This is a genomic window from Claveliimonas monacensis, from assembly GCF_014982975.1.
Lineage (GTDB): Bacteria > Bacillota > Clostridia > Lachnospirales > Lachnospiraceae > Claveliimonas > Claveliimonas monacensis.
On sequence record NZ_JADCKL010000003.1, the window covers coordinates 155,258 to 169,648 of the forward strand.

16 protein-coding genes are annotated in these 14,391 nt (G+C 50.8%); 10 read left to right on the top strand and 6 right to left on the bottom strand.

Translation table 11 applies throughout. The annotated features are described in order from the left end of the window. The first annotated feature begins 163 nt into the window (after positions 1-163). The 6 genes from INF30_RS06370 (at position 164) to fliB (ending at position 6,547) form a co-directional block, all read left to right on the top strand. Positions 164-1,576 carry an amidophosphoribosyltransferase gene (locus INF30_RS06370; RefSeq protein ID WP_076776783.1) on the top strand — a complete coding sequence of 471 codons (1,413 nt, stop codon included), beginning with the start codon at positions 164-166 and terminating at the stop codon, positions 1,574-1,576. 19 nt (positions 1,577-1,595) lie between these two features. Then, on the top strand, positions 1,596-2,048 hold the full coding sequence (locus INF30_RS06375; protein WP_076776786.1) for an RrF2 family transcriptional regulator: 453 nt from the start codon (positions 1,596-1,598) through the stop codon (positions 2,046-2,048). 70 nt (positions 2,049-2,118) lie between these two features. Further along, a complete protein-coding gene (locus INF30_RS06380; protein WP_076776788.1) occupies positions 2,119-2,568 on the top strand; it encodes an RrF2 family transcriptional regulator in 450 nt (149 codons plus the stop codon). Positions 2,569-2,712: 144 nt separating this feature from the next. Further along, positions 2,713-3,645: a cysteine synthase A gene (gene cysK, locus INF30_RS06385; protein ID WP_226394599.1), complete on the top strand. Its 933-nt coding sequence runs from the start codon at positions 2,713-2,715 to the stop codon at positions 3,643-3,645. Between the two features lie 92 nt (positions 3,646-3,737). Further along, positions 3,738-5,363, top strand: coding sequence for a phosphoenolpyruvate--protein phosphotransferase (ptsP, locus tag INF30_RS06390; RefSeq protein WP_226394600.1), 1,626 nt, complete (start codon positions 3,738-3,740; stop codon positions 5,361-5,363). A gap of 32 nt (positions 5,364-5,395) precedes the next feature. Beyond that, positions 5,396-6,547 carry a flagellin lysine-N-methylase gene (fliB, locus tag INF30_RS06395; RefSeq protein WP_226394601.1) on the top strand — a complete coding sequence of 384 codons (1,152 nt, stop codon included), beginning with the start codon at positions 5,396-5,398 and terminating at the stop codon, positions 6,545-6,547. Between the two features lie 192 nt (positions 6,548-6,739). Here fliB and INF30_RS06400 read toward each other — a convergent pair whose 3' ends face one another. From INF30_RS06400 to INF30_RS06415, 4 genes are all read right to left on the bottom strand, one after another. Then, a complete protein-coding gene (locus tag INF30_RS06400; RefSeq protein WP_226394602.1) occupies positions 6,740-7,558 on the bottom strand; it encodes a hypothetical protein in 819 nt (272 codons plus the stop codon). 252 nt (positions 7,559-7,810) lie between these two features. After that, complete coding sequence (locus INF30_RS06405; protein ID WP_226394603.1) at positions 7,811-8,848, bottom strand: ABC transporter substrate-binding protein; 1,038 nt, start codon at positions 8,846-8,848, stop codon at positions 7,811-7,813. 54 nt (positions 8,849-8,902) lie between these two features. Continuing rightward, positions 8,903-9,379, bottom strand: a complete 477-nt coding sequence (locus INF30_RS06410) for a hypothetical protein (protein WP_226394604.1) — start codon at positions 9,377-9,379, stop codon at positions 8,903-8,905. A gap of 54 nt (positions 9,380-9,433) precedes the next feature. Further along, positions 9,434-9,652, bottom strand: a complete 219-nt coding sequence (locus tag INF30_RS06415) for a hypothetical protein (RefSeq protein WP_076776817.1) — start codon at positions 9,650-9,652, stop codon at positions 9,434-9,436. A 130-nt stretch (positions 9,653-9,782) separates the two neighbouring features. On the opposite strand from INF30_RS06415, the gene INF30_RS06420 reads away from it, so the two are divergent. Both INF30_RS06420 and INF30_RS06425 read left to right on the top strand, forming a co-directional pair. Then, on the top strand, positions 9,783-10,508 hold the full coding sequence (locus tag INF30_RS06420) for a phosphatase (RefSeq protein WP_226394605.1): 726 nt from the start codon (positions 9,783-9,785) through the stop codon (positions 10,506-10,508). 122 nt (positions 10,509-10,630) lie between these two features. Further along, positions 10,631-10,927, top strand: coding sequence for a YerC/YecD family TrpR-related protein (locus INF30_RS06425; protein ID WP_076776821.1), 297 nt, complete (start codon positions 10,631-10,633; stop codon positions 10,925-10,927). A gap of 44 nt (positions 10,928-10,971) precedes the next feature. On the opposite strand, the gene INF30_RS06430 is transcribed toward INF30_RS06425, so the two are convergent. Continuing rightward, positions 10,972-11,574, bottom strand: a complete 603-nt coding sequence (locus INF30_RS06430) for a DUF1836 domain-containing protein (RefSeq protein WP_076776825.1) — start codon at positions 11,572-11,574, stop codon at positions 10,972-10,974. A gap of 185 nt (positions 11,575-11,759) precedes the next feature. Here INF30_RS06430 and INF30_RS06435 point away from each other — a divergent pair, with 185 nt between their 5' ends. Both INF30_RS06435 and INF30_RS06440 read left to right on the top strand, forming a co-directional pair. Next, entirely contained in the window at positions 11,760-12,680 is a 921-nt protein-coding gene (locus tag INF30_RS06435) for an NYN domain-containing protein (protein ID WP_076780759.1), read from the top strand. Next, positions 12,677-13,597 (top strand): AEC family transporter, encoded by a 921-nt coding sequence (locus tag INF30_RS06440; RefSeq protein WP_226394606.1) that lies wholly within the window; start codon positions 12,677-12,679, stop codon positions 13,595-13,597. Before INF30_RS06435 ends, INF30_RS06440 begins: the two co-directional genes overlap by 4 nt. A gap of 12 nt (positions 13,598-13,609) precedes the next feature. Here INF30_RS06440 and INF30_RS06445 read toward each other — a convergent pair whose 3' ends face one another. Continuing rightward, positions 13,610-14,245 carry an HAD family hydrolase gene (locus tag INF30_RS06445; protein WP_226394607.1) on the bottom strand — a complete coding sequence of 212 codons (636 nt, stop codon included), beginning with the start codon at positions 14,243-14,245 and terminating at the stop codon, positions 13,610-13,612. Positions 14,246-14,391 lie beyond the last annotated feature (146 nt).

Below are 14,391 nucleotides of genomic sequence, written 5' to 3' on the forward strand. Positions count from 1 at the left end.
AAAGTCAATTGATATGACAGAAATATACAGAAAATTCCCATAAAACAAATATTCAGCTGTACAATTCGGCTTGTATCTAGGGGGCAAATCATTTATAATGAAAAAGTATCTATTGAAGGAACTGTATTGGATAAAAGAATGCTGAATAAAGGAGGAAAAGTACATGGGAGGACTTTTCGGTGTGGCGTCCAAGAAGGACTGTATACTGGAGTTGTTTTACGGGGTGGATTACCACTCTCATCTGGGAACAAGAAGGGGCGGCATGGCTGCTCACGGGAAGGAAGGATTCTGCAGGGCGATCCACAATATAGAGAATTCTCCGTTCCGCACGAAGTTTGAGAGAGATGTGGAGGAGATGAAAGGAAATCTGGGGATCGGATGCATTTCGGACTATGAGCCCCAGCCGCTTCTCATACAGTCCCATCTGGGCAGCTTTGCCATTGCTACAGTGGGTAAGATCAACAACCTGGACGATATCCTGGACAACGCATACAGAGAAGGACATTCCCACTTTCAGGAGATGAGCGGAGGAATGATCAATGCCACAGAGCTGGTGGCGTCCCTGATCTGCCGGAAGAGTTCTTTTGCGGAGGGGATTCGCTATGCCCAGGAGACCATCGACGGTTCTCTGACCATGCTGATCATGACAAAGGGCGGAATCTATGCGGCCAGGGATCTGATGGGGAGAACACCCCTTGTAGTGGGCAGAAAAGAGGGCGCTTACTGTATTTCCTTTGAGAGTTTTGCCTATATCAATCTGGGCTACAGCGATTACAGGGAGCTGGGGCCCGGGGAGATCGCCTATATTACGCCGGAGGGTGTGGAGACGGTGCTCCCGCCGGGAGAGAAGATGAAGATCTGCTCCTTCCTGTGGGTGTACTACGGCTATCCGACATCTTCCTACGAGGGAGTCAATGTGGAGGCCATGAGATACAGATGCGGAAGCATGCTGGCAAAGCGGGACTGCGGAACGGTGCATCCGGATATCGTGGCTGGTGTTCCTGACTCCGGAGTGGCCCACGCCATCGGATACTCCAACGAGTCCGGCATTCCCTATGCCCGGCCCTTTATCAAGTACACGCCTACTTGGCCCCGCTCATTCATGCCTCAGAACCAGAGCCAGAGAAATCTCATTGCCCGTATGAAGCTCATACCGGTGCGGGAGCTGATCGAGGATAAGAAGCTGCTCCTCATTGACGACTCCATTGTCAGAGGAACTCAGCTGCGGGAGACCACAGAGTTCCTGTACAAGAGTGGTGCAAAGGAAGTGCATGTGCGGCCCGCTTGCCCGCCTCTTGTGTACGGCTGCAAATACCTCAACTTTTCCCGGACAAAATCGGAGCTGGAACTGATCACCAGGCGGGTAATCCGGGAGAAAGAGGGGGAGAACTGTCCTAAGGAAGTGCTGGAGGAGTACACAGATCCAGATTCCTGCCGCTACGCGCAGATGATCGAAGCGATCCGCCAGGAGCAGAATTTTACAACTCTCAGATATCACCGGCTGGACGATCTCCTTGCCTCCATCGGCATAGAGCCGTGTAAAGTGTGTACGTACTGCTTTAACGGAAAAGAGTAGCCGCGGGGCAGAGCGTAAGATGAAGATATCGACAAAGGGCGTCTACGCCATGGAGATTGTGACAGACCTGGCTCTGCATGCAGGGGAAGAACAAAAGGAGAGCCTGGGAAATATTGCAAGGCGCAGAGGACTGTCAGAAAAGTACCTGGAGAGGATCATAAAGGCGCTGAAAGAGAATGGCATTGTGGAGAGCGTGCGGGGGGCCAGAGGCGGGTACCGCCTCCTGGTATCCCCGGAACAGCTGACGGCGAGAATGGTGCTGCAGGCTGTGGAAGGCCCGCTTGCTCCCGTGGGCTGCCTGACAGGGGAGACGGACTGTCAGATGGACTGCGATGCCTGCCCCACCAGACCTCTGTGGCAGGAGATGTGGGACTGCATTCTGGATGCGGCGGACCAGGTGACGGTTGGCAATATTCTTGAAGAGACAAAGCGGGAAGAAAAAAGAGGGATTGACAGGACAGCGCAGATATAGTATAACTAGACCCATATAATACTTATTGAATTGGTAGGAAATAAAAACAGATCATAAGGCGGTGCAGGAGATGAAAATATCTACAAAAGGGAGATATGGCCTCAGGGCTCTGGTGGATCTGGCGTCCAATGTCAGGGAACACCCGGTTCCTCTGACGGCGATTGCCGCAAGACAGAGAATGTCTGTGAATTATCTGGAGCAGGTGTTTGGTCAGCTCCGCCGGAGCGGCATACTCCAAAGTACAAAGGGGGCCGGGGGCGGCTACAGTCTTTCCCGGGACCCGTCCTGCATCACAGTCAGAGAAATACTGGAAGTGCTGGAGGGACCTTTTTGCATTACAAATGCGGATCAGGGCAGCAGGGATGACAAGATCAGCGGAGCAGTCCGCACCCTTCTGTGGGAAGAGATTGACCGCCAGATAGCCTGTCTTCTGGAGGAGAAGACACTGGCTGATCTGATCAGGAAGGGGGCTGATCCTGATAAGGAGGGAAAAGAGGCCCGTGTAGAGATAGATGGCTAGTGAGTCAATTTTCTTTTTAGAATAAATTCCTACTAAAACAATATATTATATTTTGAGAGGCAGTGTCCGGAATGGCAGCTGAAAGATGGCTGGCAAACAGGGCACAGAAACGTGCCAAGAGACAAGAAAGGAGAGAAACAGACAATGGGAAAGATATATAAAAGTGTAGAGGAACTGATCGGCAGGACTCCCCTCCTGGAGGTGGCAAACCTGGAGAGAGAACAAGAACTCAAAGCCAGAGTGCTTGTAAAGCTGGAGTCCTACAATCCGGCAGGGAGCGTAAAAGACAGGGCAGCCCTCTTTATGATCCGGGATGCGGAGGAGAGAGGACTGATCCGCCCGGGGGATACGCTCATTGAGCCAACCAGCGGAAACACAGGCATCGGGCTTGCCTCTGTGGCGGCATCCCGGGGCTATCGGGTGATTTTTACCATGCCGGAAACAATGAGCGTGGAGAGAAGGAAGCTGCTTAAGAGTTACGGAGCACAGATCGTACTGACAGAGGGGGCAAAAGGCATGTCAGGCGCCATCGCAAAGGCGGAGGAGCTGGCAGCGTCCATGGAGGGAGCTGTTGTCCTGGGACAGTTCGTAAATGCCGCCAATCCCAAAGCCCACAGGGAGACCACCGGACCAGAGATCTGGGAGGATACAGATGGGAAAGTAGATATCTTTGTGGCAGGCGTGGGAACCGGAGGCACGGTTACCGGGACAGGCGGATTTTTGAAGGAGAAAAATCCGGACATCCACATCGTTGCCGTGGAGCCTGAGGATTCCCCGGTGCTTTCAGGCGGCAGGCCGGGCCCCCACGGGATCCAGGGAATCGGCGCAGGATTTGTGCCGGAGATCCTGGACACGGAAGTTTACAGTGAAGTGATGAAAGTGAAGACACAGGAGGCCTTCGAGGCGGCCCGGCTGCTGGCTAAGCGTCAGGGTGTACTGGTGGGAATTTCATCCGGCGCAGCTCTCCACGCGGCACTTCAGCTTGCCGGCCAGGACCGGTTCCAGGGCAAGACCATTGTGGCGCTTCTGCCGGACACAGGTGAGCGATACCTGTCCACAGCACTCTTTGAAGAGTAAGGGGGCGTAAGGTGCGGCTGGCACTTGACTGGATCTGCCCCAGCGTGTAAAGTAAAAGACATACAGAACAAAAAAGGGGCAGGAAGTATCATATGATTACATTGACAGGGAAAAAGGTATCAGAAGGAATCGTAATCGGCCGGCTTGTGTTTTTTAACAGAGGGGAGCGGGAGATCCGCAAGATTTATGTGGAGGACGCTGAGAAAGAGCTGGTCAGATTTCAGAAGGCGAGAAAGAAGACAGCGGCGGAGATCCGTGAACTCTATGAAGAGTCGGCCAGTGAGCTGGGTGAGGCCAACGCCACAATCTTTGAGATGCAGCAGATGGTCCTGGACGACGAGGAGTTTGTCAACCGGGTGGTGCGCATCATCACAGATCAGAAGCTGAATGCGGAGTATGCGGTGAAGGAGTCTGTCGAGGATTTCCTGAAAGTTTTCTCCGCCAGACCGGAGAGTTATGTGCGGGGACATGAGGCGGATGTGCAGGATGTGGCGTCCCGCGTCCTGCGCATACTGTCCAGGAGCCGGAAAGACCGCATGTTTATGGATGAGCCGTTTATCATGGCGGCCAGAGATCTGTATCCCAGCGAGGCTGCCAGGCTGGACAAGACAAAAGTCCTGGGATTTGTCACAATGTATGGCTCCATCAACTCCCACACGGCGGTGCTCGCCAGGACAAAAGGCATTCCATCTGTGATCGGTATCGGTGAGGCTCTCAAGAGAGACTATGAGGGCAAAATGGTCATTATAGACGGGTTTGACGGAAAGCTGTATATTGAGCCGGACCAGACCACCATGGAGAAGATGAAGCAGAAAAAGCAGCAGAATCTCCAGAAAGTGGAGACGCTGGAGCGCCTGAAGGGAAAAGAGAATGTTACCCAGAGCGGCCAGAAAATTGACGTGTGTGCCAACATTGGGAGCCGCGAGGACATCGAGAGAGTGCTGCGCAATGACGCAAACGGTATCGGTCTTTTCCGCAGCGAATTTCTCTACATGGAGTCTCCCGGAAAGCTGCCCACGGAGGATCAGCAATTCCAGGTGTACAAGCTGGCGGCGGAGGCCATGGGGACAAAGAAGGTTGTTGTGCGCACCGCTGACTTAGGCGGCGATAAGCTGCCCGAAAATATGGAGATCGCGGGAGAAAACAATCCTATGATGGGATACCGGGGGATCCGGATCTCTCTGGATAAAGAGGAGATGTTCAAGACCCAGCTGCGAGCTATCCTGCGGGCGTCTGCTTTTGGAAATCTGCAGATCATGTTTCCTATGATCACCTCTGTCGAGGAGGTGGCAGGTGCGAAAAAAGTGCTGGAGAAGGCAAAGGCGGAACTGAAGGAAGAGAAGACGGCCTTTGATGAAAATATTAAAGTGGGAGTCATGATCGAGACACCGGCAGCGGTTATGATCAGCGGTGAGCTGGCAAGAGAAGTGGACTTTTTCAGCATTGGGACAAACGATCTGACCCAGTATACCCTGGCTATGGACCGCACCAATCGAAAACTGACAGGATACTACAACGCGTACCACCCGGCGCTTGTCAAAATGATACGCATTGTGACCAACAATGTCCACCTGGAGGGAAAACATATCAGTATCTGCGGCGATCTGGCAGCAGACACGAATATGACGGAGACATTTATACAAATGGGGATAGATGAGCTCTCGGTGGCGCCGGGAAAAGTGCTGCCGCTTCGGAAGAAGATCAGGGAGATACGCTGATCTTACAGGAAATTTGATGTCAGGAGCAGCCTATGAGATATATCAGACCGGTTTATTATGATGATTTCAGATGTGTGGCGGGGAAGTGCCCCGCCTCCTGCTGTGAGGGGTGGCAGATCGTCATCGATGAGGAGTCTCTCCAGAAGTACAGGAACTATTCCGGAGAGTTCGGCGTGCGGATGAAGCGGTCTGTCTCCTGGGATGACGGCACCTTCCGTCAGCATGAGGGGCGCTGCGCTATGCTCAACAAAGAGGGACTGTGTGATCTCTATATAGAAAAAGGGGAAGACGCGCTGTGCCATACATGTACGCAGTATCCCAGACATGTGGAGGAGTTTGAAAATGTGAGGGAGTTTTCCCTCTCCCTGTCCTGCCCGGAGGCAGCCAGGATCATGCTGGAAGCTGCGGATGACCTTTCTTTTGTGGCAGAGGACACAGATGAGGAGGAAACATTTGAGGAGGGCTTTGACTTTCTCTTGTATACCAAACTGGTGGATGCAAGGGAGGTTCTGTATGCACTGCTTGGAAAGCGGGAAGTGACTTTTGAGCAGAAGGAGCGTTTCTGTCTGGCCTTTGCAGGAGGGATACAGGACTTTCTGGAGGAAGGCGACTTTTCTGGTATGGAAGAATGGATACAGGCTGGTATGGAGGGAGAGCAGACGCCTCCATCCGGCGAAAGGTGGCTGCTGCACCGCGGGGCCCTGACCCGGCGCACCATGCTGCTGGAAGAACTGGAGATCCTGAAAGGGCTGGAGAGGCTGGATCCCTGCTGGGAAGAGCTGCTTGGAGAGGAGCAGACTTTTCTTCTTATGGCAGGAGATGAGGAATATGAGAAGATACGGGCCAGCTTCCGCGAGAGCCAGATCAGCTGCGGACCGGGAAAGGAAGAGTGGGACAGAAGTCTGGAAAGGCTGGCTCTGTTTTTTATCTACACCTATTTCTGCGGCGCGGTATACGATGACGCAGTCCATGCCAAGGTGTGCCTGGCGTTTTTCTCAGTTGAGTGGATACAGGAACTGCTGATGATGGAGTGGTATGTTCACGGAGCCAGTGCTGATATGGCGGCGCTGATACAGATGTCTTACCGCTATGCAAGGGAGATTGAGCATTCAGATGCAAATCTGAATGCTCTGGACGACTACTTTTGGAACAGAACGCATACATATAACCTATCAGAGCGCTGAGCCGGTCTATTGCTGTCCGGTCCAGCGCTCTTTTTGCATGTCTGAACACAGGTTTGAATGTGAAAATGCCCGGACTTGTCTGTGCCGGACTATGAGGGGGCTGCCCACTCTGCGGGAGGAGGCTGAGAGAGGCCGGGAAGCGGGAAGGAAATGGAGAGAAAAGTATTTTGAAGAAATATAGTCCCCTGTGTGTTACCTTGAAAAGAGCTTTCTAAGTATACAGCTTATGACGCCTGCAATGCACAGAGGGAGAAGCGTGGAGCTGAGGGATCCGTAGATTTCTACAGCTCCCCTAAGCCCCGTCAGGGGCGTAGGAGATCCGGGGATGAAGCCTGCCAGGATGTAGGCCAGGACAGAGCCGGCACCCATAAGAATGAAAGAGAACATGCCCCTCCCTGTATCACTCTGGAAGCTGCGGCGCCCGTCCCTGGCAACCCGGGGACCCGTCAGCGCCCACAGGAAGGAGATAAGTTCAAAGAGCAGCAGAAAAAGGGCGAATGCTGCATAGGCTCCCATGGTATAATTTCGCTCTGCCAGGGCTGTGGCCGGATTTCCGTAGGTGTAGAGCCCCTCCAGGAAGTGAGCTCCCATAATAAAGGTAATCACTGCGATCAGCACAAGGGATGCGATTTTACACACCATCTGTATGAGCCGCGCTGCGGCCTTAGCGCCTGTCTGCGCTGTCTTTTTTACGGGGGAGAGGATATTGTGTCTGCTTCTGGAACGGGACTTTTCCCGCCTGTCTTGCTGCCTGTCCCGGTCTCTTTTTTTGCTCTGTCTGGAGTCGCTCTCTTTTTTGCCCTGCTTTTTGCGGCGCCGGTCATCGTACTCATCGTCATCAGGATCCTCATCCTCAAGATCTTCATTCTCCAGGAGATCATAATCCTCCAGGCTGTCAGTGTCTGCCAGCTTGTTCGTGCGGGTGTCATTTATATTGATCTCGGGCAGATCTTCCTCATAGATTACCTCAAAGTCGTCATCGAAAAAGTCACTGTATGATTTGCCGTTCATATGTATACCTCCTTTATAACAGGACTATTCTATAATGTATGCCCGGGCGATGCAAGCAAAGACACAGAAGCTTTATAAAGTCATAAGGTTTTCTTCAGAAATCCGAAAAAATGGGCAGGGGCATCAAAAGATGCTGCCTGCCCGGCTGCCCTTGCGCTGCAGTGACACAGGCAGGACAGCGATATATATGATCAGCCTGCACAGCAGGATGGTCCACCAGGTTTTGAGACAGCCCCTTTCCGGGTAACATATCTATTTGGCTGCCTCCCGGGCAAATTCGGTTGTCACGAGATCTTCGTAGGGAGCCCTCTTTTCCAGTTCGCCTGCGTCTTCCAGAATATCCTGGAGCAGATCAAAACTGTCCTCTGAGAAGACCAGATTGTCAGCCCATGTATCCTGGTCGTAGTAGCGGGTTACGATCGTGGTGATCGTATCCAGATCCGTCTCCTCAAACTGCGGAGCTATGATGCCGGCGATCTCTTCCGGCGTATGGCTCTGTACATAGTCCATTCCCTTTTGAAGAGCATTGGTAAATCCCTGGATCACGTCCGGGTTCTCCTCTATATAGCTTTTCTTCGCAGAGAATGCGGTGTAGGGGACATAGCCGCTGTCTGTACCCAGGGACGCCACTACATAGCCTTTTCCCTCCTGCTCCAGGCTGGTGGCTCCCGGTTCGAATTCCACAGTAAAATCCCCCTGCCCCCCGGCAAACGCTGCGGCGGTGGAACCAAAGTCAATGCTCTGGTCTATGGACAGGTCTTTCTGCGGATCTATGCCGTTCTGGCGCAGGATATATTCGAATACCATCTCCGGCATACCGCCCTTGCGGCCGCCCAGAACAAGATGGCCTTTCAGATCTTCCCAGGAAAAGTCATTCATGGGTTCCCGGGCTACAAGGAAATTGCCTGCCCGCTGAGTCAGCTGGGCAAAATTGACAACATAGTCCTCTGCCCCCTCGTTGTAAGTGTAGATGGAGGCCTCGGATCCCATGAAACCAATGTCGGCCTCGCCGGAGAGGACAGCGGTCATCGTCTTGTCGGCGCCAAAACCATTCACCAGTTCGACCTGTACCCCCTCCTCTTCAAAGTAGCCCTCCTCTATGGCGACATACATAGGGGCGTAGAAAATAGAATGGGCTACCTCGTTCAGTACAACCTTTGTCAGTTCTTTGGAGTCGCCGTCAGTCTGGCCGCTGTCAGAACTGACTTCCTTCTCCTTGGCTGAGCAGCCGGCCAGGACAGATAAGGCCAGGACGGCTGCCAGCATTGCGCTAAATAGACGCTTTTTCATAATATCCTCCTTAAAAATTCTGGTGGTTTAGTATATGCGGAAGGAGGAAAAGTGCTAACATACCACAATAATACGCCTGGGCGTGGTCTGGGGCGGCAGGCTCATAGTGGTGGCGGAGTAGTAGACAATGAGAAGCCGTCCGCCCAGACTGCAGTTGAATCTCTGACCGTTGGAGGTCATGATCTGAGTAGAGGGAGCTACATTCAGTTTCAGTGACTGATCCACAGCCAGAAGGTTGTCGTCAAACCACCCGGCATAGATGGTTTCGTTAGAATTCTTGCGGCTGATGATCACAGCCTGATACTCTGGCGGATATACGAGGGGAATGGCCAGATTGCTGTCGTAGAAAGCTGTCACCAGCATACCGGCCCGCAGATGGATCTCCTGGACAACGTAGGTGGAGGGGCTGACGATAAAATTGGATACGCCGCTGTTGTTTACAATGGAGACCTGCAGGGAGCAGCAGTCCTGGGAAAGAGGCGTGATGCGCTGGATCACACCGCTTACCGGGACGAGTGTTTGATTTTCCATAGTGATACAGTCCTTTTTTCCTTACTATATGCCGGGAACAAGGAATGTGTTTCTCTATTTTTCCTTTGGGGGAAATTTGGGCGGGCGATATTGATAGGCATACAGGTCCTGGTAGGATTCTCGCTCTGCCTCGGAGACCGGGGCGGCGGGGATCAGACCGGTACAGTCGCCGGCTGACGCGGCGCCCGCCATGTAGTCATAGGAGTCGATGAGGGACTGGTTTTCTCTGTCTTTTTCTGAAGTGGATACAGTTTTGTTTTTCTCATTCTTCATAGAACTGAGGCCTCCTCTATTTGCTAAATAAAATAGTTTACGTTATAATAATTGCCGGACAGAGGAATTTTATACTTTATCAGAGTGAAGAAAATAGAGACAAGCGACAGCAAATGACAAGGAGGAAGAGATGGAAATTAAAATTGATACCCACACCCACACCATTGCCAGCGGACATGCCTACAATACAATCCGGGAAATGGCTTCTATGGCTGCGCGGAAAGGGCTTGAGGGACTTGCTATTACGGAGCATGCGCCGAAGATGCCCGGAAGCTGCGGACTCTACTATTTCCAAAATCTGAAGGTAGTCCCAAGACAGATGGAGAATCTGCGCCTTCTCTTTGGCGTAGAGCTGAATATCCTGGATGAAAACGGTACGGTGGACTTGCCGGAGAATACGATACGTTCTCTGGATATAGCAGTGGCAAGTATTCATCCTCCATGCTACGGAAGGACCAGTGGGAAGGAGGAGAACACGAGAGCCTATGTCAATGCTATGAAGAAGGAGGTTATCGACATTATCGGGCATCCTGATGACGGGCGGTACGGGCCGGATTACGATATTCTTGCCAGGACTGCCAGGGAGACGGGAACTCTGCTGGAGATCAACAATTCTTCTCTGCGGCCGGGAGGCTTCCGGGAAAATACTTATGAAAATGCGTTGGAAATGCTCCGCTGCTGTAAAAAGTATGGTACAATGGTCACCCTGGGCAGCGATGCACATGTGGATGTGGATATTGTGAACACAGAGTATTCACAGCGTCTGTTGTTGGAGGCGGATTTCCCGGAAGAGCTGGTGGCTAATACGTCTTTAGAGAAGCTGCTGTCTGTTCTGAAACGCAGGGCCTGGCGCTGAGAAACAGGGAATGCGGTATATGGGGCGCATGGAGGAAAATATTCTGCCCGCCTATGGACTTTATGAATTTAGTGTGCTAAAATATACGCATAATGAATTTCACTTCGGAGGAGAGAATAAATATGAGCAAAAAAATCAGGACAGAGGCGGTTGACTATCTCTTTAGCGCCATACTGAGTCTGAAAGATAAAGAAGAGTGTTATATATTTTTTGAAGATATCTGCACGATCAATGAGCTGCTTTCCCTGTCTCAGAGGTTTGAGGTGGCAAAGATGCTCAGAGAGCACAAGACCTATCTGGAAATTGCAGATAAAACCGGAGCATCCACTGCAACTATAAGCAGGGTGAACCGTTCTCTGAATTATGGAAATGACGGGTACGACATGGTATTTGAGAGGATTAATCCTAAAGAAGACTAAATGAAAAAGAAGATTGCGCTGTGCAATCTTCTTTTTTATGCTCTTTACTTTTTCCCTTCCGGATCAGGGAGCTGGTCGATCAGCTTTTCCATGAGAAGTTTTTTTACATAGACATCAAACGCAAGGCTGCAGATAAAAGAGAAAAGCTGCAGAGCCTCCCGGTCTTCTTCCGGAGCGTCCTGGAAGGTATCGGAAGCAGTGCTGTACATTTTAGCAATATCCTTAGCCAGCTGGTCGATCCTGGATTTCTCCAGGCTGCAGACTTCTTCATACACAGAAGTGATGTCAAAGTCCTTTCCGTTGTGGAAGTACTTCTCTGTGAGAGGCTTCAGCAGAGTCTCAATATCCCGGATAGAAAGGATATTTTTAAAGTAGTAGATAAAGATCAGGACCAGCACATGCTCTTTAGAATATTTCTTTTTCACCGGAGGGGGAAGAAGATTGTTCTTTGCATAGTTGTTGATCATGGTCTTTGTCAGGATCTTGTCCTCGTTGTACCGGCGGGTGGAGCCGAGCTGGCTCTCCATAAATGTTGTGACCTGGTCCATATAGAGATCAATATTTGGAATATCCTGAGGTTTCACGTAGTCAATCCGTGACAGACTCTGCAGAATACTGTTCAGCATATCTTTTGTATCAATTGTCATAGTTTCACCACCTCAATATCCCCATTATATAGTATTAAAAACCAGATGACAAGAGCGGCTTGGAAATGTTTTCTGAATATATTTTCCACATTTCTTTCCGCCTTTACTATATCCCGGCAGAAAATTCTGCTATAATAAATAAGAATGCCATATTCAGAACGGAAAACAACGGGGAGGTAACAGGCATGGAAGACAGATTTGCGCTGCTCATTGATGCGGACAATGTATCATCCAAATACATTGAGCCTATACTGGATGAGCTTTCAAAATATGGAAACGTAACGTATAAAAGAATTTACGGAGACTGGACAAGCACCAACAATGCGGGGTGGAAGGATGAGCTTCTCAACAATTCCATTACGCCGATCCAGCAGTTCAGCTACACACACGGAAAGAATGCAACGGACTCGGCCATGATCATTGACGCCATGGACATGCTGTACACAAGTGAGTTGGAGGGATTCTGCCTTGTGTCCAGCGACAGTGATTTCACAAAGCTGGCCAGCCGGCTCAGGGAGAGCGGAAAGACTGTCATTGGAATGGGGGAAAATAAGACGCCGGCGCCTTTCAGAAAGGCGTGTGACATTTTTACCGTGCTGGAGCTCCTTCTGGAGGACAGCATGAGCGAGAATGATGCGGTGGCCAGAAGCCAGATTGAAGAGGCTGTGATCCGGATTATTACCGAAAACCAGAATGATGACAGGGAGACCGGCCTGGGTGAGGTGGGAAGCCGCCTTGTGAAGATGTATCCGGATTTTGATGTGCGGCGGTATGGGTACAGCCTTCTGTCCAGATTCCTTGAGTCTTTCCCCAAGCTGAAACTGATACAGTCCGGATCCCAGATCACAGTGACGCTTTTTGAGGACAAGAGTAAAAAAGAGCGGATCGAGGAGTTTATCCTGAAGCAGATCCGGGACAGCGGAAAACATGGCATTTTCCTGAGTGTTCTGGGGAACAGGATCCGAAACAAGTTCGGGGACTTTAAAGTGAGAGATTACGGATACTCCCAGTTCAAACAGTATATCCAGAGTTTCCCCGGCGTGCATGTGCTGGATGACGGAGAGCATAACAGAGTCATTTACAGCAAAAGGGATGAGCATAAATGAAAATAGACGGACTTTTTGACCTCCAGGTTATGATGTTTTTACTCATGGCTGTGGGGGTCGTCTTAAGAAAAATGAACATTATTACAAAAGAGGGGAAGGGCATGCTGACGGATCTGGTCATTGATCTGATCCTACCCTGCAATATCATATCCGCCTTTTACATGCCTATGGACCACTCTGTGTTTGTGTCAGGAGTGGAGATCCTTATAATTTCTATCCTGATCCAGATTTTCTGCACTTTTATCAGCGGAATACTTTACAGGAAGGTGCCGAAGGAGAAAAGGATGGTCCTGCAGTACGCCACAGTCTGCTCCAATGCGGGTTTTCTTGGCAATCCGGTGGCGGAAGGGCTGTACGGCTCGGTTGGTCTTCTCTATGCCTCTGTGTATCTGATCCCCCAGAGGATCGTCATGTGGTCGGCAGGGGTATCCTATTTTACAGAGTGCCCCAGCAAAAAAGAAGTGGTAAAAAAGGTACTGAAGCATCCCTGCATCGTGGCAGTAGAGATCGGCATTGTACTGATGGTGACCCAGGTACAGCTTCCGGGATTTTTGAGCTCTGCCATAGAAAATGTGGGAGGGTGTACTACAGCCATCACCATGATGCTGATCGGAACGATCCTGACAGATGTGGATATGCGTCATATCCTGACCCGGACCACAGTGGCTTATTCTTTCATCCGCCTGGCCTTTATCCCTGCCGTTGTGTTTGCGGGATGCTGGCTGGCGAACATCGATTCTGTGGTGGCCGGCGTTTCTGTGACCCTGGCAGCCATGCCGGCTGGTACGACCACAGCGATCCTTGCCATGAAGTACCATGGAGATGAGGAATTTGCCACGCAGTGTGTGGTGCTCACCACCATGTTGTCCATGGCTGCGATCCCCATTTGGAGCCTGATCATACACAGCGCGCTGTGACAGTTATATCCATTATTTGACAAGGTCCGGCAGCTCCCGTATAGAAGATATGGATGCAAACGAATCTTCTTCGTTCACCTGTCCAAATCCATACGAGGCGAAGATAAAAGGAATGCCCGCGTAGGCTGCAGCCGTCTGATCCCCGGCAGTATCTCCCACATAGCAGGTACTGCCGGGGATATTTCTGTCTATGACAAGCCGGATGTTTTCGCCCTTTGTCTTTTTCGTATTTCCGAAGCATTCGATGTCGGTGATATATTTTTCCAGTCCGGTCTTGCGGAGAAAGAGTTCAATATAACCGCTCTGGCAGTTGCTGACAATGAAGAGCCGATGGCCTTTAGAAAGAGTGGCAATCGTTTCCTGGATACCCGGGTAGAGGGGCGGCACTTCCAGTTCTTCCAGAAATTCGTCTTCATATCTGCAGCAGGCTTCCATCAGTATATCTCTTTGATCCAGTGGAAGATGAGGAAAGAGATCCTGTGCGATCACGTCCATTGTCTTCCCGAATTCGTTTTTCAGCTGCTCTCCTGTGATGCCGGCGGGAGGATAACCAAGTACCTCCACCGCATAATTCCAGGAGTCGGCTACAGTTTTGGTGGTATCCCACAAAGTTCCGTCCACATCAAATATAATATTTTCAAATTTCATAATGGTTTCCTTTCCCGAAAGTAAAAATTCTTATTCCAGTCTAACATAACTTCCTGTGTTTTGGGAGAAATATTGTGCAGTTTTACAGGGAAACCAGCGTCAGTTTGGGGAGGAGAAATAAAAAAGTTGACAGTGAGGAAAGTTTA